The 24,318-nt window shown below is 72.0% G+C and carries 21 protein-coding genes; 16 read left to right on the top strand and 5 right to left on the bottom strand.

Annotated elements, in window-relative coordinates; translation table 11 throughout:
* Positions 1-95 precede the first annotated feature (95 nt).
* The 3 genes from OG349_RS08180 to OG349_RS08170 all read left to right on the top strand — a co-directional run bounded on the left by OG349_RS08180 (position 96) and on the right by OG349_RS08170 (position 3,914).
* Positions 96-1,295 (top strand): cytochrome P450, encoded by a 1,200-nt coding sequence (locus OG349_RS08180; protein ID WP_327233982.1) that lies wholly within the window; start codon positions 96-98, stop codon positions 1,293-1,295.
* An 89-nt stretch (positions 1,296-1,384) separates the two neighbouring features.
* Positions 1,385-2,596, top strand: coding sequence for an ATP-grasp domain-containing protein (locus OG349_RS08175; protein WP_327233981.1), 1,212 nt, complete (start codon positions 1,385-1,387; stop codon positions 2,594-2,596).
* Between the two features lie 64 nt (positions 2,597-2,660).
* Complete coding sequence (locus tag OG349_RS08170) at positions 2,661-3,914, top strand: ATP-grasp domain-containing protein (RefSeq protein ID WP_327233980.1); 1,254 nt, start codon at positions 2,661-2,663, stop codon at positions 3,912-3,914.
* A 119-nt stretch (positions 3,915-4,033) separates the two neighbouring features.
* Here the strand turns inward: OG349_RS08170 and OG349_RS08165 are convergent, their stop codons facing one another.
* Both OG349_RS08165 and OG349_RS08160 read right to left on the bottom strand, forming a co-directional pair.
* Positions 4,034-4,921, bottom strand: a complete 888-nt coding sequence (locus OG349_RS08165; RefSeq protein WP_327233979.1) for a glycosyltransferase family 2 protein — start codon at positions 4,919-4,921, stop codon at positions 4,034-4,036.
* Positions 4,918-5,757 carry a glycosyltransferase family 8 protein gene (locus OG349_RS08160; protein ID WP_327233978.1) on the bottom strand — a complete coding sequence of 280 codons (840 nt, stop codon included), beginning with the start codon at positions 5,755-5,757 and terminating at the stop codon, positions 4,918-4,920. Before OG349_RS08160 ends, OG349_RS08165 begins: the two co-directional genes overlap by 4 nt.
* Before the next feature lie 205 nt (positions 5,758-5,962).
* On the opposite strand from OG349_RS08160, the gene OG349_RS08155 reads away from it, so the two are divergent.
* The 3 genes from OG349_RS08155 to OG349_RS08145 all read left to right on the top strand — a co-directional run bounded on the left by OG349_RS08155 (position 5,963) and on the right by OG349_RS08145 (position 8,411).
* Positions 5,963-6,853: a TauD/TfdA dioxygenase family protein gene (locus OG349_RS08155; RefSeq protein WP_327238493.1), complete on the top strand. Its 891-nt coding sequence runs from the start codon at positions 5,963-5,965 to the stop codon at positions 6,851-6,853.
* A 29-nt stretch (positions 6,854-6,882) separates the two neighbouring features.
* Positions 6,883-7,791, top strand: coding sequence for a UTP--glucose-1-phosphate uridylyltransferase (locus tag OG349_RS08150; RefSeq protein WP_327233977.1), 909 nt, complete (start codon positions 6,883-6,885; stop codon positions 7,789-7,791).
* Between the two features lie 170 nt (positions 7,792-7,961).
* Positions 7,962-8,411 carry a hypothetical protein gene (locus OG349_RS08145; protein WP_327233976.1) on the top strand — a complete coding sequence of 150 codons (450 nt, stop codon included), beginning with the start codon at positions 7,962-7,964 and terminating at the stop codon, positions 8,409-8,411.
* Between the two features lie 88 nt (positions 8,412-8,499).
* Here OG349_RS08145 and OG349_RS08140 read toward each other — a convergent pair whose 3' ends face one another.
* Both OG349_RS08140 and OG349_RS08135 read right to left on the bottom strand, forming a co-directional pair.
* Positions 8,500-9,834 (bottom strand): aminotransferase family protein, encoded by a 1,335-nt coding sequence (locus OG349_RS08140; protein WP_327233975.1) that lies wholly within the window; start codon positions 9,832-9,834, stop codon positions 8,500-8,502.
* Between the two features lie 95 nt (positions 9,835-9,929).
* Positions 9,930-10,670, bottom strand: a complete 741-nt coding sequence (locus tag OG349_RS08135; RefSeq protein ID WP_327233974.1) for an SDR family oxidoreductase — start codon at positions 10,668-10,670, stop codon at positions 9,930-9,932.
* 127 nt (positions 10,671-10,797) lie between these two features.
* On the opposite strand from OG349_RS08135, the gene OG349_RS08130 reads away from it, so the two are divergent.
* The 10 genes from OG349_RS08130 to OG349_RS08085 all read left to right on the top strand — a co-directional run bounded on the left by OG349_RS08130 (position 10,798) and on the right by OG349_RS08085 (position 22,930).
* Positions 10,798-12,048, top strand: a complete 1,251-nt coding sequence (locus OG349_RS08130; RefSeq protein ID WP_327233973.1) for an MFS transporter — start codon at positions 10,798-10,800, stop codon at positions 12,046-12,048.
* 129 nt (positions 12,049-12,177) lie between these two features.
* Positions 12,178-14,202 carry a non-ribosomal peptide synthetase gene (locus OG349_RS08125; protein ID WP_327233972.1) on the top strand — a complete coding sequence of 675 codons (2,025 nt, stop codon included), beginning with the start codon at positions 12,178-12,180 and terminating at the stop codon, positions 14,200-14,202.
* A complete protein-coding gene (locus OG349_RS08120; protein ID WP_327233971.1) occupies positions 14,199-14,957 on the top strand; it encodes a thioesterase II family protein in 759 nt (252 codons plus the stop codon). Before OG349_RS08125 ends, OG349_RS08120 begins: the two co-directional genes overlap by 4 nt.
* A gap of 23 nt (positions 14,958-14,980) precedes the next feature.
* Positions 14,981-15,955 (top strand): glycosyltransferase family 2 protein, encoded by a 975-nt coding sequence (locus tag OG349_RS08115; RefSeq protein ID WP_327233970.1) that lies wholly within the window; start codon positions 14,981-14,983, stop codon positions 15,953-15,955.
* Positions 15,952-17,382 (top strand): NAD(P)/FAD-dependent oxidoreductase, encoded by a 1,431-nt coding sequence (locus OG349_RS08110; RefSeq protein ID WP_327233969.1) that lies wholly within the window; start codon positions 15,952-15,954, stop codon positions 17,380-17,382. Before OG349_RS08115 ends, OG349_RS08110 begins: the two co-directional genes overlap by 4 nt.
* Positions 17,375-18,811 carry an aspartate aminotransferase family protein gene (locus tag OG349_RS08105; RefSeq protein WP_327233968.1) on the top strand — a complete coding sequence of 479 codons (1,437 nt, stop codon included), beginning with the start codon at positions 17,375-17,377 and terminating at the stop codon, positions 18,809-18,811. The genes OG349_RS08110 and OG349_RS08105 overlap by 8 nt, the downstream gene beginning before the upstream one ends.
* Positions 18,811-19,179 carry a hypothetical protein gene (locus OG349_RS08100; protein WP_327233967.1) on the top strand — a complete coding sequence of 123 codons (369 nt, stop codon included), beginning with the start codon at positions 18,811-18,813 and terminating at the stop codon, positions 19,177-19,179. The genes OG349_RS08105 and OG349_RS08100 overlap by 1 nt, the downstream gene beginning before the upstream one ends.
* The gene (locus OG349_RS08095) at positions 19,176-20,678 is read left to right on the top strand and encodes an FAD-dependent oxidoreductase (RefSeq protein WP_327233966.1); all 1,503 of its coding nucleotides are present in this window, start codon (positions 19,176-19,178) and stop codon (positions 20,676-20,678) included. Before OG349_RS08100 ends, OG349_RS08095 begins: the two co-directional genes overlap by 4 nt.
* The gene (locus OG349_RS08090; RefSeq protein ID WP_442806218.1) at positions 20,671-21,906 is read left to right on the top strand and encodes an MFS transporter; all 1,236 of its coding nucleotides are present in this window, start codon (positions 20,671-20,673) and stop codon (positions 21,904-21,906) included. The genes OG349_RS08095 and OG349_RS08090 overlap by 8 nt, the downstream gene beginning before the upstream one ends.
* A gap of 232 nt (positions 21,907-22,138) precedes the next feature.
* Positions 22,139-22,930, top strand: a complete 792-nt coding sequence (locus OG349_RS08085) for an SDR family NAD(P)-dependent oxidoreductase (RefSeq protein ID WP_327233965.1) — start codon at positions 22,139-22,141, stop codon at positions 22,928-22,930.
* A 41-nt stretch (positions 22,931-22,971) separates the two neighbouring features.
* On the opposite strand, the gene OG349_RS08080 is transcribed toward OG349_RS08085, so the two are convergent.
* Complete coding sequence (locus OG349_RS08080; RefSeq protein ID WP_327233964.1) at positions 22,972-24,270, bottom strand: D-arabinono-1,4-lactone oxidase; 1,299 nt, start codon at positions 24,268-24,270, stop codon at positions 22,972-22,974.
* Positions 24,271-24,318 lie beyond the last annotated feature (48 nt).

The raw sequence follows: 24,318 nt of genomic DNA, 5'->3' as shown, positions 1-24,318 counted from the left end.
CTCTGTTGGCAACAGATTGCCTTGACTGTGACTCGTGTGGCAACCTATTGCCTCACATTGGACCGTACGTACCACGCGTCCCCAGGAGCCCTGTCATGACGGTCACCGTTGGCCTGAGGCCAGAACAGCTCGTGCCGGAGCAGCTCGTCGACCCCGGACTGCACGCCACCGGCGACCCCCACGAGGTGTGGCGCTGGATGCGGGCACACGCGCCCGTGCACCACCACGAGCCGGGGGACCTGCCCGCGTTCTGGTCGCTGACGCGGTACACCGACATCAGGTCCGTCTACCGCGATCCCGGTACGTTCAGCTCCGCGCGCGGCGTCCTGCTGCGGCCCGTGGCCATGGGCGAGGACCCGGGCGGCGGTACGACCCTGGCTCTCACCGACCCGCCGCGTCACAAGGCGCTGCGCGGACTCATGGCCGACTGGTTCAGCACGCGGGCCGTCCGCGAGCTGGAGGGGTACATGCGGGACGCGATCCGCGCGGTCCTGGCCCGCGCGGTCGAACAGGGCACCTGCGACTTCGTCCACGATGTCGCGGGACGCGTCTCGCTGTACGTCATCGGCCGCATCCTCGGCGTCCCCCCGGAGGACCACGAGGACCTGTTCCAATGGACCAACGAGGCCTTCCTCGCCCATACGTCCCTGGCGGCGCACCATCGCTTCATGGCGTACTTCGTCGACCTGATGGACCAGCGGTTGGAACACCCCACCGACGACCTGGTCACCTCCCTGGTCCACGGCACGATCGACGGCGAGCCGCTGACCGAGGAGGAGATCCTGCTCAACTGCGAGAACCTGGTCGGCGCCACGGAGAACGGCCGGCTGGCGCTCGCGGGCGGCATGCTCGCCCTCCTCGAACACCCCGGCGAGCTGCGGAGGTTGCGCGAGGACCGGAGCCTGCTGCCGGGCGCGGGGGAGGAGATCCTCCGCTGGACCTCCAGCGCGACCCACAGCATGCGTACCGTCACTACGCCCACCGTCATCCGGGGGCAGCGGATCGAGGCGGGCGAGCGGGTCGTCGTCTGGGTGCCGTCCGGCAACCGGGACGAGGAGATCTTCGACCACGCGGACCGCTTCGACATCGGCCGCGCCCCGAACCGGCACATCGCCCTCGCCGCCGGCGAACACTTCTGCATCGGCAGCACGCTGGCCCGCGCCGAGATGCGCATCCTGCTCACCGAGATCCTCGACAGCGTGGGCCGTATCGAACTGAACGGCCCGGTCGTACGGCTGCGTTCGATCCACGTCGCCGGTCCCGAGAGCATCCCGCTCTACATCGCCGCGCGCTGAACACCCGCATCCCTCATCCCGCATGGCGTCACGATCACCCGCAGATCTGCAGACCCGCAGACCCTCAACCCTCCCCAGGAGAAGCCCAGATGGCCCACCCGCACGTACTCCTGATCGGCTGGCGGCCCGACGCGGTGACCGCCCTCCACCGCCTGGGCGCCGAGGTGACCTGTGTCCTCGCGGCGAGCGAAGCCGACCGGCCCGGAGACCTGTTGGACGACGCGCACACCGTCGCCGTGCACGACCCGTCCGACACCGAGTCGACGCTGGCGGGACTGGTCCGCCACGGGCTGGACGCCCAGCGGTTCGACATTGTCACCAGCCAGTTCGAGTTCACCCTGGTGAACGCGGCGGTGCTCGGCGGCGACCGCAGCCCCATGACACCCGTGGACGCGCTGGCCCTGCGCGACAAGGACCTCCAGAAGCGCCGCATCCGGGCCGCCGGCATCCCCGTCGCCGACTCGCGGGTGATCGTCCGCCCGCGCGACCTGGCCGGCTTCCCCTCCGTGCGCGGGGTGCTCAAACCGCTGGCCGACTCCTCCACCCGGGGCGTACGGACCTGGAACAGCCGCCCGGAACGCGAGGAGATCGCCCGGCAGTTGGAGCAGGACAGCGTCGGCGCGCCCTGGCTCGCCGAGGAGTGGGTGGACGGCGGCGAACTGCACATCGACGGGGTCGTGCGCGGTGGCGAGGTCGTCTTCACTTCCGTGGGGCGCTACCTCCAGAACGTCATCGCGATCCGCGAGGGCGGGATCGTGGCGTCCGTGATGCAGCACCCCGAGGAGTGCCCCGACCTCTACGCCCGCGCGCACGCGGTCGCCGGTCGGGTGATGGCGGCGCTGGGACACCACGACGGGGTGTTCCATCTGGAGGTCTTCGAGCAGGGCGACACACTCGTCTTCGGTGAGTGCGGGGGCCGGATTCCGGGCGGGTCCTTCGACGAGATGATCCGTCTCCAGCACGGCGTCGACCTGCACGACGAGTGGGCCAGGTCGGTCCTCGGCCTCCCGTCCGCCGCGACTCCGACGACCGCCGCCACCTGGTTCGGTGACGTCTTCCTCGCCACCGCCCCCGGCCGGCTCGTGTCGCGCCCGGCCGATGACGAGGTGGCCGCACGGGACGGCGTACGGTACGTGTCGCTCCAGGCCCGGCCCGGGGACCTGCTGGCGGACGCGGCGCAGGCGTCGAGCGTCTTCGCCGGGACGGCGGTGGTGGAGGGCAAGGACGAGACGCACACGGCCGACCGTATCCGGCGGCTGGCGAGCTGGTTCGCGGAACAGAGCGTGCTCACCTCGCCCTGAGACCCCCGACTCCCCTTCCGCTCAACGGACTTGACTTCCGCCCGGCCCTCATTCAGGAGCACCTATGACCCCTCTCCCTCCCCACCTGCTCTTCGTCGGCGGGGCGAGCCCGCTGGCGTCCAGCCTGGACATCGTCACCGCCGCGCTGACCCAGGCGCGCGCCCGGGGGATCCGTACCCATGTGACCGGCAGGAGTGAGGTCCTGGCCGCGACCCCCGCCGTCACCGAACTGGCCGACGAGGTCTCCCCGGTCGACCCGGACGATCCGGTGCTGTCCGAGGCCTGGGCCCGTCAACGCCTCGCGGACGGGGACTCCTTCGACCTGGTCCTCGGGCTGCGGGACCCCGTACAGCTCAGTGTGGCGCGGTGTGCGGCGGTCGCCGGGGCCCCCGGCAACACACCGGAGGCTGTCCGGCGCGTACGGGACAAGGACGCCTGCCGGGCCGCCCTGGCCGCCGCCGGGTTCCGGCAGCCACGGGTGCGGTTGTGCGCCGGCCTCGGCCAGGCGGAGGCCTTCCTCGCGGAGTCGTACGGCCCCTGGGTGGTGAAGCCACGGGACGGCATGGGCAGTGTCGGGGTACGGAAGGTGACCGGCCCCGCCGACCTGCCGCGCGCCGTGGAGGAACTGCCCACCAGCGAGCCGTTCCTCGTGGAGGAGTTCGTGGAGGGACCGGAGTTCAGCGTGGAGGGCGTGCTCCTCAAGGACGGGCCCAAGGTGCTCGCGATCACCGCGAAGGAGAAGCTGCCGCCCCCGTACTTCGTCGAGATCGGCCACGTACTCCCCGCCGAACTGCCCGCCGCCGTACGGCGGGAGGTGGAGGACGAAGTCGTCCGGGCGCTGACGGCGCTGGACCTCCGCTTCGGTGTCTTCCACGCCGAACTGTGGGTGACGGACGCCGGGATCGTCCTCGGCGAGGTGCACACGCGCCCCGGCGGCGACTGGCTCCACCTGCTGCTGTCCCACGCCATCCCCGGGCTGGAACTGTTCGGCCTGCTCTACGACGACGCGCTGGGACGCGACCACGCCCAGGACCTCACCCCCACCCGCGCCGCCGCCGTCGCCTTCCTCGCCCCGGAGCCGGGGCGGCTGGTCGAGGTGACCGGCTGGGAGCGGGTCCTGGCCCATCCGGCCGTCCTGCGAGCGGAGTTGGGCGTGGTGCCGGGGGACGTCATCACTCCGGTACGGAACTCCGGCGACCGGGCCGGATTTGTGGTGGTCGGCGCGGCCACACCCCGGGAGGCACGGGAGCTGGCGGCGGAGGTGACGGCGTTGCTGTCGTTCGAGGTGGAGCCGGCCGCGGTGGCGGTGCCGGGCTGAGACCGGCGGGACCCTGCCTCAACCGCCGTGTGCGCGAACGCCCCGGGCGGTGCGCCGGTCCGTATTCCGTACGGAGGCGCACCGCCCGGGGCGGTGCGTTGCGGCGGAGGGCCTCCGGGTCAGCCCGCCTCCCGGCGGCCCGTCGCCGCCCGGGCCGCGTCGAATTCCACGTACTGCCGGCTCAGCGTCGCGGCCAGGTCCGCCCAGCCGGCGTAGTCCCCGTAGGCCAACGCGCAGCGCTGGAGGCCCAGTCGGGGATCGTCCACCACCAGACGGCCGTTGTTGGCCGCCACATGGTCCAGGAACGCCCGCGACTCATCGATGATCTTCGCGTTGTTGATGTGCCACTCCCCGGAGGAGTACGCGGCGACCCGCTTGGCCAGCCGCTCGCGCGCCGAGGCGGTCCACTTGAAGTGGTGCACCTGCGCGTACACACTCGCTGCCGGGGCGCCCCGGCCGGTCCAGCTGTTGTGCTGCCCGTACCCCAGCTCCACCCGGCCACGGGCCAGCGGCACCTTCGTCGGCCGCGCGCCCATGAGCCGCAGGGTCACCAGCCCGGCGAGCGGGTACTGCCGCCACAGCGGCGCCGAGCCGAACGGTTCGGGGTCGGGGAAGGAGCCGTCGGCGGCCACCCGGTCGAGGAACGCCCCTTCCACGTAGTCGAATCCGTGCCGCTCGCAGTGGGCGACCGTCTCCTTCAGGGAGTCCGGGTAGACCTGGAACTCGTCCAGGTCGGCCACCACCCACCAGTCGTCGGGGTGTTCGGCCATCGTCTCGCGGATCAGCCGCGGGTTGAGATGTTCGTGCCACGGCCCGACGCTGATCCGGGTGAAGTCGTGTCCCGCGCTCCGGGCGACGTCGACGGACGACGGGAGGGTGGGGTCCGCCCTGCTCTCCACATGGCGGATCACATGGAACGCCTCGATGCCGAGCCCTTCGTAGTGGGCCAGCATGTGGGGCAGGAGGGAGGTGTCCCCGCCGACGACGGACACCAGGCGGACGGTCACGAGGAACCGGTCAGGGCGAGCACGGAGGAGTACTCCTCGTACAGCCGGCGCAGCGCGTTGTCGGGGAACACGTCACCCCACGGCTTGTCACCGCCGATGAAGTGGATGATCCCCTCACGGCGCGTCAGGTAGTCGAGACGGCCGCTGCCGAAACGCCCGTGGACCGGGTGCTCGATGAGCTTGTTCCACTTGTCGGGCACGGGTGTCCAGCGTTCCGCGTAAAGGTAGTTGAGGATGTCCTGGTCGAGCGTCGGGATGTCCTTCCCGTACGTCCGGTAGATGTCCAGGGACCGTTCCGTGGTGTTCTCGGCCCGCCACCGGTCCATGTCGATCAGCAGCACTCCCGCGTTGAAGTAGCCGGGCGGCTTGGCGCCGGTCTGGCTCAGGCTCGCCCGGTCGCCCAGGGTCAGCACCCGGGCCGGTGCCACCTCGTTGATCACGGCGCCGATGGTGTTGCCCGCCAGGTCGTACCGGTAAAGCTCCGTCAGGTCGTCCAGGACCAGGGTGTCGACGTCGAGGTAGATGACCCGGCCGATGTCCCGGGGCACGACGTCACCGATGTGCAGCCGGTGCAGGGTGGCGGCCGTCCAGTGTTTGCGCGGGGTGGCCATCTCCAGGCGGTCGGGGACGGTGTAGAGGTCCACGTCCCCCACCCGGCCCAGGGCGTCGGCGAGGAACCGCCGGCCGTCGGCCCCGAGTCCCGAGTCGATGACGTGGAAGGCGGGGCGGCTGCTCGTGTCGCGCAGTCCGGCCCCGATCGAGTGGGCCACCACGGCGGCCGCGTCGACGTAGTTCTGGTCCACCGCGAACACCACGTGGAGATCCTGCTGTCCCATGACCGCTCCTCGGCTTCTCGGGGGTTCGTGATCGCCACTCTACGAGCCGCGTCATGTGCTGGCAATATTCTGCCTCAACTTGGCACAATGGGATCACTTCAGCGGCTCGATACCGTTGCCACGTTAGGCAATGGCTGGCAAACTTGCCGTCGGGCACCCCGCCCGCCCTTCCCGAAACCCGTTCAGAAAGGCGTGCACCGTGACCATGACCCAACTGCCCTTGACCGACGTGGGGATCGTCCCCCTGGCCGGTGGTATCGGCGCCGAACTCACCGGTGTGGACGCGGCAGGACCGCTCGCGGACGAGACAGCCGCGCAGGTGCGCCGCGCCCTCCTCGCCCACAAGGTGGTGTTCCTCCGCGGCCAGCGGCTCGACTACGACAGCCAGGCGGCGTTCGCCCGCCGGTTCGGCGACCTGACGCTGGGCCACCCCGTCTACAGTGCCCCCAAGGACCGCCCCGCCGTACGGGAGATCGACTCCCGCGCGGGCACCCGGGCCAACCACTGGCACACCGACCTCACCTTCGTCGAACGGCCGCCTGCCCTGGCCTTCCTCCACAACAAGGTCATCCCGCCGGTGGGCGGTGACACGATGTGGGCGAACACCGTCGCCGCGTACGAGAGCCTGCCCGAGCCCCTCCGCGCGCTGGCCGACCGCCTGCGGATCGTGCACAGCAACGACTCCGACTACACCGACGAGACGGTCGCGGCCCGCGCGGAGTACATCTCCACGCTGTACGAGACCGAGCACCCCGCCGTTCACGTGCACCCGGAGACCGGCGAACGGTCGCTGCTCCTCGGGGGCTTCGCGCGCCGCGCGGTGGGCTTCGGCCCGCAGGCCTCCCGCGACCTGATGCGGATCCTCCAGGAGTACGTGGTCCGGCCCGAGCACACCGTCCGGTGGACCTGGCGCGTCGGCGACCTGGCCATCTGGGACAACCGCGCGACCCAGCACTACGCGATCCACGACTACGGCACCGAGGCCCGCCGCGCCGAGCGCTGCACGGTCGTCGGCTCCGTCCCGGTCGGGATCGACGGCCGCCCGAGCGTGACCGTGAGCGGGGACGCCTCCACGTACAGCGCCGGTGTCGCCTGAGCCTCCGCCCGTCGAACCGAGAGGGTCCCATGACCACGACGATCCGCAGGGCTGTCATTCCCGCCGCCGGCCTGGGCTCGCGCCTGCTGCCGCTGACGAAGTCGACACCGAAGGAGATGCTGCCGATCGGTGACAAGCCCGTCATCGAACACACCGTCAGAGAGTTGGTGTCGTCCGGCATCACGGACATCACCATCGTGGTCTCCGGGGGCAAGGGGATGATCCAGGAGCACTTCCGGCCCAACCCCGCCCTGGCCGAACAGCTGCGTATCGACGGCAAGTCGGCCTACGCGGACGCGGTGGAGGACGTCGCCGAGCTGTCCCGGCTCGGGCACATCACGTACCTCGACCAGCACGGCCCGTACGGCAACGGCACCCCCGTCCTGAACGCGGCCCGCAACTTCGACGACGAGCCGATGCTCGTCCTGTGGCCCGACGACGTGTTCGTGGCGGAGGTCCCACGCGCCCAACAGCTCATCAGGGCCTACGAGATGACCAACAGCCCCGTCCTGGCCCTCATCCCGATGGACCCCGCCGACTCCCGCCGCTACGGCGTCCCGGTGGTCGCGGAGGACCTGGACGACGGGCTGCTGCGCATCACGGGCCTGGTCGAGAAGCCCAAGCCCGAGGACGCGCCCTCCGCGTACGCCGCCATCGGCGGGTACGTCATCACCCCCGCCATCATCGACGAACTGCGCGAACAGACGCGGTGCTGGCACGAACACCGCACCGGCGAGATCTACTTGACCGACGCCATCAACGCGTACGCGCGGCGTCACGCGGCGTACGGGCAGGTGATGCGCGGGACGTGGTACGACACCGGCAACCCGCTCGCGTACCTCACCGCGCAGTTCGCGGTGGCGCTCGCCGACCCCGAGTACGGCCCGCACCTGCGCCGGCTCGCGCGGGACCTGGGCGAGCCCGAGGGCGCAGTCTAGGCGCCTGTGCGTTCCGGGCGGCGGCGCACCGGGATTGGCCGGTTCCGGCCCGGCGCGTTCGGCCCCGTTGACCGTCCGAATCGGCACATGTCAGCTTGGGTGCCGCCCGGGGACGCACCCCGGGCACGACGTGTCGAGGGAGAACGATGAAGGCGGAGAGATCCCGTTCTGTGTCCGCTGTCACACTGGTCGCCGTCCTGGCGACGCTGTCCGTCGGTACGGCGGTCACGGCGCAGGCACACCCGTCGGCGTCCGGGGCCGCCGTGTCGGCCGTCGCCTTCGGGGCCGAGAGCGAGCCGACGCCCGAGGAGCAGGCGCACCTGCGGGAGGTGGCCGGGACGATCTGGACGCCCGAGCTGGCCGCCGGGTGGAACATGAACAGTGAGGTCGAGGCCGTGCTCTCGACCGTGACCAACGAGATCCTCGAATGCTCCCGCGCGTTCGCGCTGGTGCCGAGGCCTCCCGCGTTCTTCCCCGGTCCGAGCTACCTGCGGCAGTACTGGAAGCAGGTCAAGGACTACTTCCTGGCGGTGCGGGACAACCGCACGTACCGGGCGTGTGTGGTCACCGGGGCGGCGAACTACCGGTCCGCGATCGAGATGGCGTCCCAGGGCATCTGACAGCCGCTGACCTGAGGAAACATGCGCGTCGGCCCCTGTGCGGCACCCGCCGCCCAGGGGCCTCCGTACACCCCTTCCGTACAGCCGGCTACGCGACCGTGTCCGCCAGCGCGCCCGCGAGGCCGTCGACCACCGCGCGGGCGCCCTCGTCGTCGATCACCAGCGGGGGTACGGCCATGACGGACGGGCCCGCCTGCCGCAGCAGCAGCCCCTGTTCCCTGGCCCGGACCACCACGCTCGCGGCGGTCTCCGCCGACGAGGTCTCCACGACGAGGATGAGCCCGAGCCCCCGGACGTCGACCACCTGCTCGTGGCCGGCCAGCGGGGCCAGCCGGTCGAGCATGACACCCCCGAGGTGCTCGGCCCGCTCGACCAGACCGCCCTTCTCCACCACGTCCAGTGTGGCGAGGGCGGCCGCGCAGGCCACCGAGTGCCCGGAGGTGGTGTGGCCGTAGCGCAGGCCGCCGATGACCGGGTCCTGGCCGAACGTGTCATGGATGCGCTGCTGGACGTTGACCGCCGCGATCGGTACGTACCCGCCGCTCAGGCCCTTGCTCGACACGAGGATGTCCGGCGCGACGTCCTCGCGCAGCGAGGCGAACATCCGCCCGGAGCGGCCGTACGCCGTGAACACCTCGTCCACGATCAGCAACGTGCCGGTGGCGTCGCACAGTTCGTGCAGGCCCCGCAGGAAGCCGGGCGGCAGGACGATGGCGCCGCCGACGTTCAGGAACGGCTCGACCACCACGGCGGCGGGCGGGTCCTCCGGGTTCTCGTACAGGGCCCGCTCGAAGGCGGCGAGCAGCAGCGGCGCGGACTCCGGGCGACGCAACTCCTTCGGCGGCAAGGGCAGTTCGACCAGGGTGGCGTCCACGGGCGACCGGAGGAGGTGGCGGCTGCGCGGCAGGGTCGACATGCTGCGCGTGAGCAGGGTGGAGCCCTGGTAGCCGCGCGCGAACCCCACGACCCTCGATCGGGGGCGGCCGAGGTGGGACCAGTAGGCGGAGGCGATCATGAGGGCCGCCTCGAAGCCCTCGGAGCCGCTGTTGACGAACAGGGTCTTCGGCAACTCCGGGGGCAGGTAGGAGGCGAGGCGTTCGGCGAGCAGTCCCGCCGGCTCCTGGCTGGCGAGCGAGAGGTCGAAGTGGTGCAACCGGGCGGCCTGTTCTCCGATGGCCCTGATCACCTCGGGATGCGCGTACCCACAGGTGGAGTTGAGGGACGCGGCGTCGAGGTACTCCTTCCCGTCGACGTCCCACACGCGGTGGCCGGCGCCGTGCGAGATCATCAGCGCCGTACGGTCGGCCGCCAGGGGCGACCAGGTGTGCCACACGTGCCGCCGGTCCCGCGCCCGGGCCTGTTCGAGCCGGGATTCGGCGGTGAGGTGCGGACGGGGTGCGGGGGTGGTCCGGGTTGCGTCCATGGCGTTGCTGACTCCAAGGGATGTGGGGGCGTGTGGGGGAGTTCCTTCTGGGGCCGGGGTCCGGGATGCGGTCGGAGGAGCGGATCGGAGGGGGGCTACCAGGCCACGGGGCCCTGGTCGTCGAAGAATCCGCCCGTCGGTCCGTCGTCGGGCAGGGTGGCCAGGTCCACGATGACGCGCGCGCCCTCTTCGGCGGAGCGTGGCGCCTGGAAGTCGTTCATGCCCGTCGCGGTGTAGCCGGGCGACGCCGAGTTGATCTTGAGGTGGGCGAGGCCGGGATCGTGGGCGAAGGCCCTCGCGTACTGGAGGGTCAGCATGTTGAGCGCGGCCTTGGAGCTGGTGTAGGCGAAGCGCCGGTCCGCGTTGCCGGGCAGCTCGGCCCCGTCGCCCGTCAGGGTCAGCGAGGCCGTGGTGCTGGAGACGTTGACGATCCGGGGCGCGGGGGAGCGGCGTAACAGAGGCAGCGAGGCGTGGGTGACGGTCACGACGCCGAAGACGTTCACGTCGAACATGTCGCGCATCCGGTCGGGGGTCGTCTCCACCGCCGCCGAACCGACGAACAGACCCGCGTTGTTGACCAGGACGTCGAGCCGTCCGTGTTCGTTCCGTACGCGCTCCGCCGCCGCCTCCACCCCGGCGGGATCGGTGACGTCGAGCTGAAGAGCCGTCACTGGCAATCCCTCCCAGGCCAGTTCGCGTGCGGCCTCCTCGCCCCGGCCGAGACTGCGGCTGCCGAGCAGGACCGTCACGCCCCGCCGCGCCAGCGCACGCGCCGTCGCCTTGCCGATCCCCTTGTTCGCCCCCGTCACCAGGGCCACACGACCGGGACTCCTCATCGGTGAGGTCCTTTCGCGAGACGACATTGCCAGAGATGGCAACTATAGGGCAAGGTGTTGTCATCCTGACAGGCTTTCAAGTGCCGTAAGCCGCCCGTGCTTCGGCTGACAGTGAGGTGGGCCCGCGATGACCGTGCCTGAGGACGTGGTACCCGACCGGGCCACTTCGGTGAGCGAGGCGGACCGGGTGGAACAAGCGGCCCCGAGCGGAGGGGTGGTTCCGCCGAGCCGCGCCCGCTGGGCGGCGCCCGCGCCGTTCCTGATCGCCGGGCTGCTCTTCGCCAACTACTACCTGCGAATGCCGTCGTTGAAGACGGAATACGCGCTCTCCAACGGCCAGCTCGGCCTCTTCCTCCTCCTGCCGGTCGTCACCGGCCTGGTCACGCTCCAGACGGCCGGGGCGCTGGTCGCGCGCTTCGGCAGCGGCCCGATCGCACGGACCACCATGGTCGCGCTGCCCCTCTCCCTGGCCGGGATCGCGCTCGCCGGCGACCGGGTCCAGTTCGGTGCGGCCCTGCTGGTGTTCGGCGCGGTCAACGGCCTGGTGGACGTCTCCATGAACGCCCACGCCATCGCCGTCGAACGGGCCCTGGAACGCCCCATCATGAACAGCTGTCACGCGGCCTGGAGCATCGGGACGATGGTCGGCGCCGTCCTCGGCGGCATCGCCGTGAAGACCGGCCTCTCCTTCACCCAGCACTTCCTGCTGGTCAGCGTGGTGCTGGCGGTCATCGGGGCGGTGGCTGGCCGGTCGATGCTGCCGGGCTCCGCCGACCAGGGCAAGAAGGAGGCGGACGGCAAGCGCGAGCGCGTGGGCTGGCGGGACGGCTGGACACCCCGTGTGGTGGTGCTCGGGCTCACCGGGACCGTCGTGCTGGTGTCCGAGTCGGCGGTGGGGGACTGGAGCGGGATCTTCCTGCGCGACGAACTCGGCGCGACCCTGGCCACGGCGTCACTGGCGTACATCGCCTTCAGCTTCTGCCAGACCGGCGGCCGGCTGGTCGGGGACCGGCTGAACCAGAAATACGGTCCCTCCGTCCTGGTCCGGTGGGGGGGCGCGATCGCGGTGGCCGGCCTCACGGTCGTGGTGTTCAGCCCCACGCCCGCGGTCGCGGTGGCAGGGTTCGGGCTGCACGGCGCGGGGCTGTCGGTGATCGTGCCGATCATCTTCAGCGCGGTGGGACACGGCGCCGCCGACGGCGAGACCGGCAGCGCGACCGCCGCGCTGGCGAAGGTCAACACCCTGACGTACGGCGGGTTCCTCGCCGGTCCCATGCTGGTCGGCCTGTTCGCGGACGGGTTCGGGCTGACCATGACACTCGCCGGGCTGCTGGTGGTGCTGGCCGTGACGGTGAGTACGGGGCTGCGGCGCGTGTAGCCGGCCCGCGGGCGCCCGGAGTTGCCAAAAATGTGCCTGAGGTGCCCCTTTCCGATGCATGACGGACGACGGACGACGAGCCGTGGACGAACGAACGACGACCGAACGACGACCCGCTGAGGAGTTCTGATGTCGGATTCACTTGGAACGGACCTGCTGCCCAGCCGGACGGAGACCCGGGCGAGGGACCGGGAGGCCTTGACGGCGCTCGGACGGGGCGCCTCCCTGCCGCTGTCCGGGCGCACCCCGGTGCACGAACTCGTGGCGCACTACGCCCGTACGGAACCGGCCCGTACCGCCGTGCACAGCGGCGACACCGCCCTCAGCTACCGCGCCCTGGACGCGTGGGCCGGACGGATCGCGGCCCGACTCGCCGCGCGGGGAGTCGGCCTGGGCTCCCGGGTCGGTGTGGTCGCCGAGCCGTCGACGGCCATGGTGGCCTCCGTACTCGGCATCCTGCGCTCAGGGGCGGCGTACGTCCCCGTGGACCCGTCCCACCCCGAACGGCGTGTCGCCGACATCCTGGCCGACGCCCGGGTGAGCGCCGTCGTGGTCACCTCCGGGGTCGGGGCGCGCCTGGCCGGGATCGGGCTGCCGCTCGTGGACGCGGAGGGCGAGGCCGCCCGGCCCGGGGCCCACGCGGCGGACCCGCCCGCCCACCGGGTCGGCCCGCAGGACCCGGCGTATCTCATCTACACCTCCGGCAGCACGGGCGAGCCCAAGGGCGTCCTGGTCGAGCACGGCCAGCTGGCGGCCTCGACCCTCGCCCGCCGTACGGTCTACCCGGGCGAGCCCGTCTTCCTCCTGGTCTCGCCGCTGGCCTTCGACTCCTCCGTGGCCGGCCTGTGGGGCACCCTCACGGCGGGCGGACGCCTGGTGGTGGCCACGGCGGACGAGGTCCGTGACCCCGAGCGGCTCGTGAAGCTGGTCGAACGGCACCAGGTGACACAGATGTTGTGCGTCCCCTCGCTGTACCGGGTGGTGCTCGACGCCGCCGAGCGGCTGGGCGCGGAACGGCTGCGCTCGCTCCGCACCGTGATCGTGGCGGGCGAGCCGCTCCCCGCGGAACTGGTCACGCGCCACTTCGCGTCACACGGCGACCCGGTGTCCCTCGTCAACGAGTACGGCCCCACCGAGGCGACCGTGTGGGCCAGTTACCACCGCTTCGACAGCGCGGGCCCGGTGTCCGTCGGACGCCCGGTGCCGGGGGCCCGGCTCTACGTACTGGACGAGCTGATGCGGCCGGTGCCGCACGGCGCCGAGGGGGAGCTGTACGTCGGCGGCGCCGGCGTGGCCCGTGGCTACTTCGGCCGTCCCGACGCCACCGCCCGCGCCTTTGTCGGCGATCCGTTCGCGGGCGCGCCGGGCGCCCGCATGTACCGTACGGGCGACTTCGTCCGCTGGAACGACACCGGGACGCTCGACTTCGTCGGCCGCCGCGACCATCAGGTGAAGATACGGGGCCAACGCGTCGAACTCGGCTTTGTCGAGGCCCAGTTGTGCGCGCTTCCCGGAGTCCGCGAGGCGGTGGTCGTACCGGTCGGCGGGGACACCGGACTGGCCGCGTTCGTGCTCGCGCCGTCAGGTCCCGACGGCGGGGCGCTGCGGGAAGAGCTGGCGCTGCGGCTGCCTGCCGTGATGGTCCCGGCCCGGGTCACGGTGCTGGACGACCTTCCCCGTACGGTCAACGGCAAGGCGGACCGGGCGGCACTCGCCACGCGCGCGGCGGAAAACACCCACACCGCTGCCGCCGGCCCACATCACACCGACGCCATCCAGCACACCGACACCGACACCGACACCGACACGGGCACCGGCACCGACACCGGCACCGATCTGGCCACCCGCGTCTCGGCCGCCTGGGCCGAAGTGCTCCAGAGCGCCTCCGTCCCCACGGACGTCAACTTCTTCGACATGGGCGGCCACTCCCTCGCCATGTTCCAGCTCCAGGAGGCCCTGGAGCGCCACACCGGAAAGCGCCCCTCGGTCGTCGCGCTCTTCCGGCACACCACCGTCCTGGCCCAGGTCGCGCTGATCCGCGACAGCGGTACGGAGTCGGACGCGGTCCTCACGGCCTCCCGGCAGGCCACCGCCCGGCGCGCCCGCGTCCTGCGGGCCCAGCGGCAGCGTACGGAACAGGAGACAGCGAAGTGAGCGAAGCGACGCACCATCCCTCGACCTGGTTGCAGTGCGCGGTCCCGGTGGCGGACCCCCGGTGGCAGCTCATCTGCTTCCCCCACGCGGGCGGTTCGGCCTCCTTCTTCCGCGACTGGGGCCACCACCTGCCCGGCGTCCGCGTCCACGCCGTCCGCTACCCGGGGCGCGCCGAGCGCCTCGCCGAGCCCGTCCCCACCGACCTGCGGGACCTCGCCCGCGCGACCGCCGACGCCGTGGCGGCCCTCCCGGGCGTGCCCGACCTGCCGCTCGCGCTGTTCGGACACAGCATGGGCGCCGCCGTGGCCCTGGAGACGGCACGCGCGCTGGAGGCCCGTGGCATCACCCCCGCGCACCTCATCGCCTCCGGCTCCCGCGACGCCCCCTACCCGCCCCCCGAGCCCGCCGCCGAGATCGACGAGGACGACGCCGAGGTCGTCACCCGGCTGATCACCCTCGGCGGCACCGACCCCGAACTGGCCGCCGACCCCGTCTTCCAGGAGCTGGTCCTGCCGTACATCCGCGGCGACAGCCACATGTTCCACTCCTACATCCCGCGCCCGGAACCGCTCCTGCGCTGCCCGGTCACCACGATCGTCGGCGACGCCGACCCCGACGCCGACCGGCGCCCGTGGAGCGAACTGACCGGCGGCGGCTTCCGTGAACAGCGCGTGCCCGGCGACCACTTCTACCTGGTCCCCGAGCCCCCGTACGCCCTGGTCCTCAACTCCGTCGCAGCCCCCGCCGAGCACTGAGCGGCCCCATCCCGGAGGGCACCATGACCGCCGACGAACGGAACCCCGACCGGCCCCACGACCACCTCATCAGCATCGTCCTGCCCTGCTACAACGAGGAGGAGGTGCTCGACCGGACCCACCGACGTGTGACCGAGGCCGTACGGGACCTGCCGCACGAGATCATCTACGTGGACGACGGCAGCTCCGACTCCACCTGGTCCCTCATCGAGGCGTACGCCGCCCAGGACACCACCGTGCGGGCCGTCCGGTTCAGCCGGAACTTCGGACACCAGGCCGCGTGCCTGGCCGGCCTCGCGGAGTCCGCCGGGGACGCGGTGGTCCTGATGGACGCCGACCTCCAGGACCCGCCCGAACTCATCCCGCGCATGGCACGCGCGTGGCTCGACGGCTGGTCCGTGGTCTCCGCGCGCAGGACCGCCCGACACGGCGAGAGCCACCTCAAGAAGGCCACGGCGTACGCGTACTACCGGATCCTCGCCGGGCTCTCCGACCGCCCCGTCGCCCTGGACACCGGGGACTTCCGGCTGCTCGACCGGCAGGTGGTCGACTTCCTGACCGGCCTGTCGGGCGAGCGCGCCCTGTTCCTGCGCGGGGCGATCAGCTGGTCGGGCTTCGCCGAGACCAGCATCGAGTACGAACGTGACGCCCGGCTCGCCGGCGGGACCAAGTACACCCCGCGCAAGATGCTCGCGCTCTCCCGCAGCGGTCTGCTCGCCAGCGGGAGCGCGCTGCCCCTGCGCCTGCCCACCTACATCGGCGCCGCCTCGCTCCTCGGCGCGGTGGGAGTGGCGGCGGCCCGCCGGAGCGTCCGGCGGGCCGTGCCCCTGGGGGTGTTCGGGCTCCGGTCCCTGGCGAGCGGAGTGCTCGGCGAGTACCTCCTCGCGGCCTTCCAGCAGGTCCAGGGCCGGCCGCCCTATCTGGTCGCCCGGCGGACCCCCGAGGCGCGTACGGCGAACGGCAGCGAACCACGACGACCCATCAAGGAGTTCGTGTGAACGGCGAGTTGAGGAACCCCGCACACATCCAGGACGCCGGCCCGGACGCCACCGCGGACGTCATCGTCGTCGGCGCGGGCTTCACCGGCCTGTCCGCCGCCCTCGAACTGGCCACGAAGGGCCACCGGGTACGGATCGTCGAGCGGGACCCCGAGATCGGCGGACTGGCCGGCAGCTTCGACGTCGGCGGCGGCCGGCGCATCGAGCGCTTCTACCACCACTGGTTCGCCTCCGACGAGGAAATCCTGCACCTGTGCGCGGAGTTGGGGGTGTCCGACGCCGTCGAGGCGCACGTCACCCGTACCGGCATGTTCTACGCCAACTCCATCTACCGCCTCTCCCGGCCCACCGACCTGCTGCGCTTCGCCCCGCTGCCGCTCCGCGACCGGCTGCGGCTCGGCCTCCTGGCGCTGCGCGCCCAGCGCGTCAAGGACTGGCGCGAGCTGGAGCACCGTACCGCCGAGGAATGGCTCGTCTCGCTGGGCGGGCGCCGGGTGTACGACGTGGTGTGGCGCCCGCTCCTCGAAGGGAAGTTCGGCCACTACGCGGACCAGGTCGGCGCCACCTGGATGTGGACCAAGCTGCGCCTGCGCGGCGGCAGCCGCACCAAGTCGGGCAGCGAGACCCTCTACTACCTGCGCGGCGGCAGCGAGACCCTCCTGACCGCCCTGCACAAACGGCTGACCGCGCTCGGCGTCGACATGCTCACCGACACGCCCGTCGACTCTGTCACCTTCGAGGACGGCCGGGTCAGCGGCGTACGGACGGCGGCGGGCGAACTCCTTCCCGCCCGGCAGGTGTTGCTCACGGTGGCCCCCGAACAGGCAGCCGCCCTGCTGGAGTCGGGGCCGTCCGGCGCCGAACCCCACCCCGCCGCGCCCGCGCTGCTCCGGCAGCTGCGCCGCGTCCCGTATCTGGCCAACGTGTGCCTCGTCCTGGAGAACAACCGCCGCCTCTCCGACACCTACTGGCTCAACGTCAACGACCCGTCATTCCCGTACGTCGGGGTGATCGAGCACACCAACATGGACGACCCCGGCAGGTACGGAGGCAAGCACGTGGTCTACCTGTCCAAGTACCTCCCGCCCGACGCTGAGTTGTACCGCATGAGCGACGAGGAGGTCTTTGCCCACAGCCTTCCGCACCTGCGGCGGATGTTCCCGCGCTTCGACCGCTCCTGGGTGGACGACTACCACGTGTGGCGCGCCGAGCACGCCCAGCCCGTGATCACCCCCGGCTACCGCGAGGACATGCCCCCGCTGGAGACCCGGCTGCCCGGCCTCTACCTGGCGAGCATGGCCCAGGTGTTCCCCGAGGACCGCGGCACCAACTACGCCGTACGGGAAGGCCGGTCGGCCGGCCGGCTGATGGCCGACCGCCTGCGCACCCGGCCCGCCGCCCGTGCCACGGAGGCCTCCCGTGACTGAGCTGCTCACCCTCGACCAGGCCGAAGACCTCTCGATCGACCAGGTCCACGACCTCTACGGCCGGTACGTCAGCCGCAGCCAGGTCTCCCTCATTGGCGCGTTCGGCTTCGGCAAGGACCTCGCCGAGAGCGCCGAGGGCTGCTGGATCCGGCTCAAGGACGGGCGGCGCGTCCTCGACTTCACCGGCGGGGTGGGCGTCCTCAACCACGGCCACAACCACCCCCGCGTCCTCGCCGCCCGCGACCGGTTCCGCCGGCAGCAGCGGATGGAGGTGCACAAGAACTACTTCTCGCCTTACGTGGCCGCCCTCAGCCACAACCTCGCCGCGCTCCTCCCCGGCGACCTGAACATCTCCTACTTCCCCAACTCCGGTGCGGAGGCAGTCGAAGGAGCCCTGAAACTCGCGTACAAATACCACCGCGGACGCCGGGGCACCGTCCTGCACACGGACATCGCGTTCCACGGCAAACTGCTCGGCGCGGGCAGCCTCACCGCCTCGCCGGAGATCCACTTCGACTTCCCCCGGATCCCCGGGACCGACTCCTTCGCCTACGACGACCTCGCCTCCTTCGAACTGGCCCTGGAGCGGCACACCGGCACGCGCGGCGACAGCGACGTCTACGCGGTGGTCCTCGAACCGTTCAGCGCCTCCAGCCTGCGCGAATGCTCCGCCGGGTTCCTGCGGGAGGTGCGCCGGATCTGCACCGAGCGGGACATCGTCCTGATCTTCGACGAGGTGTACACCGGCTGGGGCAAGACCGGGGAGCTGTTCCACTTCATGCGCCACCCCGGACTGGTCCCCGACGTCGTGACCATGTCGAAGTCGTTCGGCGGCGGCAAAGCCTCCATCTCGGGGTACGTCACCCGCGAGCCGGTCTTCCGCGCGGCCTACGACAACCTCGGCGACGCCACCCTGCACAGCACCACCTACTACGGCTTCGGCGAGGAGACCGCGACGGCGCTGGAGGCCGTGGCGGTCGCGGTCGAGGAGGACTTCCCGGGCCGGGCGCGCAAGCTCGGCGACCTCCTGTCGGCCGGCCTCGCGGACCTCGCGGCCACGTACCCCGCGCTGATCACCGGGACGGCGGGACGGGGAGCGCTGCACGGCGTGTATCTGAGGCAAGGCCCGCAACTGCCCCCCGGGGTACGGGAGATCCTGCCCGGACCGCTGGCCGGGGACCCCCAGATCTTCGCCAAGCTGCTCACCGGCGCGGTGATCGCCGCGCTCTACCGGGACCACGACGTGCTCACCTTCTTCGGCTCCAACCGGCGCATCGCGCTGATGGTCTCGCCTCCGCTGGTGGCGGGGGAGGAGGAGGCCGCGATCTTCCTGCGGGCCCTGGACGCCGTCCTGGCCAGGGGGGCGCTGCGGCTGCTCACGGACTTCGTGGTGGAACGCTTCGTACCGGCCGCGGGGAAGGCACGTTGATGCCCGGCACACCGATGCGCGGCGCACTCCGGGCGAGTGGTCTCCGTACCTACTGGCTCAGGAACTACCCCTGCCTCGCCGAACCCGGCGCCCGCGCGGCGGCCGAGGACCACGTCCTTGGCACCCTGCGGACCCTGCCCCTGCCCTACCGCGCCGGATACGCCGTCGCCCTGCGCGCCCTGCCCGTGGCGTACCGGCTCAGGACCGGGCGCTCCCTGCGCCGCGCCTCCCCGGACCAGGCGCGCCGGGGCATGGCCGCCCTCACCGCGCTGCCCGGGTTCACCGAGGTGGTCCGGTCGAGTACGGCGCTGGCGCTGCTCGGCGCGCTCGACCGGCGTACGGGCGGCAGCGGAAGGAAAGCGGCATGAGAACGACAGGCCGTGGCGGGATGCGCGGGGCCCGTACCGTCGACACCGACGTCGTGGTCGTCGGCTCGGGCGCCGGGGGAAGTGTCGCCGCCCTCGAACTGGCCGCCGCCGGACTGGAGGTGACGGTCCTGGAGGAGGGCCCGAGGGTCGACACCGCCCGGCTCGCCGCCGCCGGACCCGCCGAGAACATGCGCGCGCTGTACCGCCACGGCGGGCTGATCCCCGTCGTGGGCACACCGACCTTCCCGTACGGCGAAGGACGCTGCGTGGGCGGCACCACCGTCGTCAACGGCGGCCTGCTGTGGGAACCCCCGCCCGCGCTCCTCCTGCGCTGGGCCGACCACTCCGGCATCGACGGCTACCGCGCCGCCGACCTGGCGGCCCATCTGCGGACCGTCACCGACCGCCTCGGCGTCACCGTCCAGCGGCACGGCGGCGGCAACCGCGACTCCTCGCTCCTGACCGAGGGCGCCGACCGGCTCGGCTGGCGCTGGAAGCACGCCCGGCGCGCGGTCCGTGGCTGCCTGCACAGCAACCGCTGCACCACCGGCTGCCCGAGCGGCGTCAAACAGAGCATGGCCGTCAGCTACCTGCCCCTGGCCGAGGCGCGAGGCGCCACCGTACGGCCCGACACCCGCGTCCTGCGCGTCCTGCACGACGGCGGCGCGGTCCGTGGTGTGCTGGCCGTGGACGCGGACGGCGGGCGTACGGTCCACCGGGCCCGCGCGGTGTTCCTCGCGGCGGGACCGCTGGGTACCCCCGCCCTCCTGCAACGCAGCCACATCCACCGGCGCCTGGCCGGACGGGAGTTGGCCCTCCACGTCAACCTGCGGACCGTGGCGCGGTTCCCCGAGGAGGTCCGCGCCGAGCGCGGTACCCTCTTCACCGCCCAGGTCCAGGAGTTCGACGACCGGGGCGTGCTGATCATGCCGTCCAACGTGTCCCGGGGCTCCCTGGCCGCCGCCGTGGCAGGACGAGGCCCGGCGGACACCGAACGCTTGCTCGCCGACTTCGGCCGCCTCGGTGTGTACACCACCCAGGTACGCATGGCCGGTACCGCACGCGTGCGGGCCACGCCCGGCGGGGGAGTGCTGCTGCGCCACGGCATGACCACCGGGGACCACACCGCCCTGCGCGACGCCTTCCGCGCCACGGCGAAGGTGCTGTTCGCCGCCGGTGCCACCGACTTGCTGCCCCCGGTGTCGTCGGCGCCACCGCTCCGCACCCCGGCCGACGCCGACACCTTCTGCGACCGCGTGCGGCCGGCCGACTGGGAGCTGGTGTCGGTGCACGGCATGGCGTCCGCGCGGATGGGCGCGGCGGACCGCGGCGGTGTGTGTGACACCGACGGCCGCCCCTACGGCTTCACCGGACTGCGGATCTGCGACGCCAGTGTGCTGCCGGGGGTCACGGGCATCAGCCCGCAGGGCACGATCATGGCTTTCGCCCACGAGATCGCCGCCCGTTACGCCGAGTTGTCAGGGAGGAACCATGACTGAGCCGCCGCTCACGAGCCGTACGGCACCCGAGGCCGACCGGCCCCAAGAGGGGCCAGGGGTACGGATGTTCAGCACGACCGCCCTGATCGCCTCGTGCGTCGGCTTCGCCCTGATCGGCGCGCTCCAGTCGCTGTACGGGCCCGCCATTCCCGCGCTGCGCCAGGAGTACGGGCTGACGCCCTCCGCCGCCGGGCTCGCCCTGAGCGCCCACTTCACCGGCGGGGTCGCCGGTGTCCTCGTCTTCAACCGGGTGCACGGCAGGGTGGGCAACCGCTCCCTGCTCGGGACCTCGTACGCGCTGATGGCGCTCGGCAGCCTGGGCTTCGCCCTCGCCCCGTCCTGGCCGGCCGCGCTCTTCGCCGCGCTCGTCTCCGGACTCGGCTTCGGCGGGATCGACTACGGCCTCAACCAGCTGTTCGCGGTGGGCTTCGGGAACCGGGGCGCCGCCATGCTCAACGTACTCAACGCGCACTTCGGCATCGGCGCGGTCGCGGGCCCCGCGCTCATCGGACTGCTGGGCCCCGGCCGCTACATGGTGGTCTTCGCCGCCTTCGGTGGGGTCTCGGCGCTGCTGCTGTTCTCGCTCCGGGGAGTCAGCGACAAGGGCGGCTCGCCCGTCACACCGGTCGAAGGGACAGGAGCGGACGCCATGGGCGCGGCGGTGCTGCGCCGCAGCATGGGCGGCGTCCTCGCCGCGTTTGTCGCGCTGTACGTCCTGCACGTGGCCGTCGAGGCCGGAGTGGGCGGCTGGGAGCCCACCCACCTGGAGACCGTCGGGTACGGCTCGGCCTTCGCCGCCTCCGCCACCTCCGTCTACTGGTTCATGATGACGGTGGGCCGCTTCCTCGTGGTGCCCCTCACCCTGCGCCTGTCGGAGCCCGTGATCGTGGCCGTCAGCTGCGTGGGCATGGTCGGCTGTCTCGGGCTGGCGGCCGTCCCGGCCGCGGCGCCCTACGCGTACGCGGGAGTCGGCCTGTTCATCGCCCCCATCTTCCCCACCGGCCTCACCTGGCTGAACCGGACCGTGCCCACGGCACGGCGGGCCGGCGCGTACGTGATCGCCGCGTCGATGATCGGGGGCGTCGCGGCGGGACCGGCGTTCGGCGGGGTGATCGAGTGGTCGGGGCCCCGGATGGTGCCGGTGCTGCTGTGCGCGACCGCGCTCGTCTGCCTGGCCCTCGTCCTGTGGATACACCGCGCGACCGGCCGCGCGAAGGCGGCTCTCTGACCTCCCTTCGACCTTCCTTCCTTGGCCTTCCCTTTCCTTGCCAAGTTGCTCCGGGTATCTGGCAAAAGAAGTCCGGCACCCCCGATCTACGTACCGAAGTCGGGCCCCGGAGCTGGGCCTACGCGGCCCAACTCCTGGGAAGTTTTGGCAAGATGATGGACGTGGAGTTGCCAGGTGCGTATCGTTCTGTGCGTCGGCAGAGGCCCGAACCACGGACCGGGAGGTCGCCCTGATGCGTATCGCTGGCGCAACTGTTCTGCTCACCGGCGTGACGGGCGGCATAGGCCGCGCCCTCGCGCTGAAACTGTCCGGCCGGGGCGCGCGCCTGGTGGTGACGGGCCGTCACGCCGGGACACTCGAACCCCTCGCGGCCCAGCTCGGTGCCCGTCCAGTGGTCGCCGACCTCGCGGACCCCGAGCAGGTCACCGCTCTCGCCGAGCAGTGTGCGGACGTCGACATCCTCCTCGCGAACGCGGCCCTGCCCGCCAGCGGTGACCTGCTCGACTACACCCCCGCGCAGATCGAGCGCGCCCTCACCGTCAATCTCAGCTCGCCCATCCTGCTCGCGCGGCTCCTCGCCCCGCGCATGGTGAGCGCGGGCAGCGGGCACCTCGCCTTTGTCGGCTCGCTGTCCGGCAAGGCCGCGACCCCGTACTCCTCCCTCTACACCGCGACCAAGTTCGGCCTGCGGGGCTTCTCCCACAGCCTCCGGCAGGACCTGCACGGCACCGGCGTCGGTGTGTCGCTCATCCAGCCGGGTTTTGTGCGCGAGGCCGGGATGTTCGCCGCGACGGGGGCCGCCGTGCCGAGCGGGGTCGGCACGGTCAGCCCCGACCAGGTGGCGGACGCCGTCCTGCGCGCGATCGAGGAGAACCGGTGCGAGGTCAATGTCGCGCCGGCCAAGCTGCGGCTGCGCTGTGCCGTGGCCGGCCAGTTCCCCGGTTACGCGGAGAGGTCGGCCGGCCGCGGCGGGGCGAATCCCGCCGTGGACCGGATCGTCGAGGCACAACGGGCGTCCCGGTGAGCGGAGGACCCGGGGACGGACGACAGTCGCCGCCCCGCGCCTCACCCCTCGGGGAACAGCGCCTCCAGAAAGCCGTTGGAGAACTTCCCCGCCGGGTCGTACTTCCGTGCCAACCGCCCGAACTCCACGGCCCGTTCGTACCCGGCGGCGATCTCGGAGGCGCTCAGCGACGTCAGCTTGCCCCAGTGGGGACGGGCCCCCAGCGGCACAAGAAGCTCCTCCACGGCGGCGATCAGCGGGGTGATGGCCGCCGCGTCCTTGACCCAGGTGAAGTGGAACGTGACCGAGTCCCTGCCGTGGGCGGGGCTCAGCCACAGGTCGTCCGCCCGGACCGTACGGACCTCCGCGATGTGCAGCGACGGTGCCAGCAGGTGCCCGATGCCGCGCAGGGCCGCGAAGGCGGCGGGAGCCGCCTCGCGGGGCAGGTAGTACTCGGACTGGAACTCCTCCCCGGCACCCGGCGTCAGCTCGGGCCTGAAGTGCGGCAGCCGCTCGAACCAGGGCCCCACGCTGCCCAGTTGCTCGGTACTGAACTCCGGAGGCATGCCGGGCACAGGATTCAGGGGTACGCGCGCGGGCTCCCCGCCGGCCCAGCCACCGGTCCGTTCACCCCCGCTCCGGTCGCCGTCGCTCCGGTCGAGCCGGTCCTTGAGCCACACCTGGGCCTCGTCACCGAGCCAGTCCGTGAACACACTGACGCTGTACGCGGCGGAGAACACGTCGTCGAACCGCTCCGCGACCTCCGTGAGCGGCACCCGGACGCGGACCCGCTGCGTCATGTCGTACGTCGGCTCCACGTCCAGGGTGACCTGGGTGACCACGCCCAGCGCGCCGAGCGCGACCACCGACCCCGCGAAGGTGTCCCGGTCGGTGTCCCGGCGCAGCTCCACCAGATCACCCTCCGGGCCCACGAGTCGGAGCCCGGCCACCGAGGCGGCGAGACAGCGCCGGCCGTCGCCCGAACCGTGCGTACCGGTCGCGCACGAACCGGCGACCGAGATGTGCGGCAGCGACGCCAGGTTGGCCAGGGCGAGCCCGGCCCGCTGCAACACGAACGCCAGGTCCGCGTAGCGCGTTCCGGCGGCGACGGTGACCGTCCCGTCCTGCCGGTCGAGTCGGACGGTGGGCGGCAGGCCGTCCAGGAGGACGCGGTCCCCCGGCGCCTCGGCGACGGCGCTGAAGGAGTGACCGCTGCCGAGCGCCCGTATCCTCGTGCGCTCCGCGACGAGCCGCCGCAACTCGTCCAGGGTGCGCGGCCGGTGGACCCGGCCGGGGTCGTAGGTCACGTTGCCGGCCCAGTTCGTCCGCGGCAGGTCTGTGGTGGCTTCGAGCTGTGTCATCGCTTCGACTCCAATGAGCGGGACGGACGGCGCCGGGGCGCGTGGCGC

The sequence above is a fragment of the Streptomyces sp. NBC_01317 genome, from assembly GCF_035961655.1.
Classification (GTDB): Bacteria; Actinomycetota; Actinomycetes; order Streptomycetales; family Streptomycetaceae; genus Streptomyces.
This window is presented reverse-complemented; position numbering and strand designations above follow the sequence as displayed.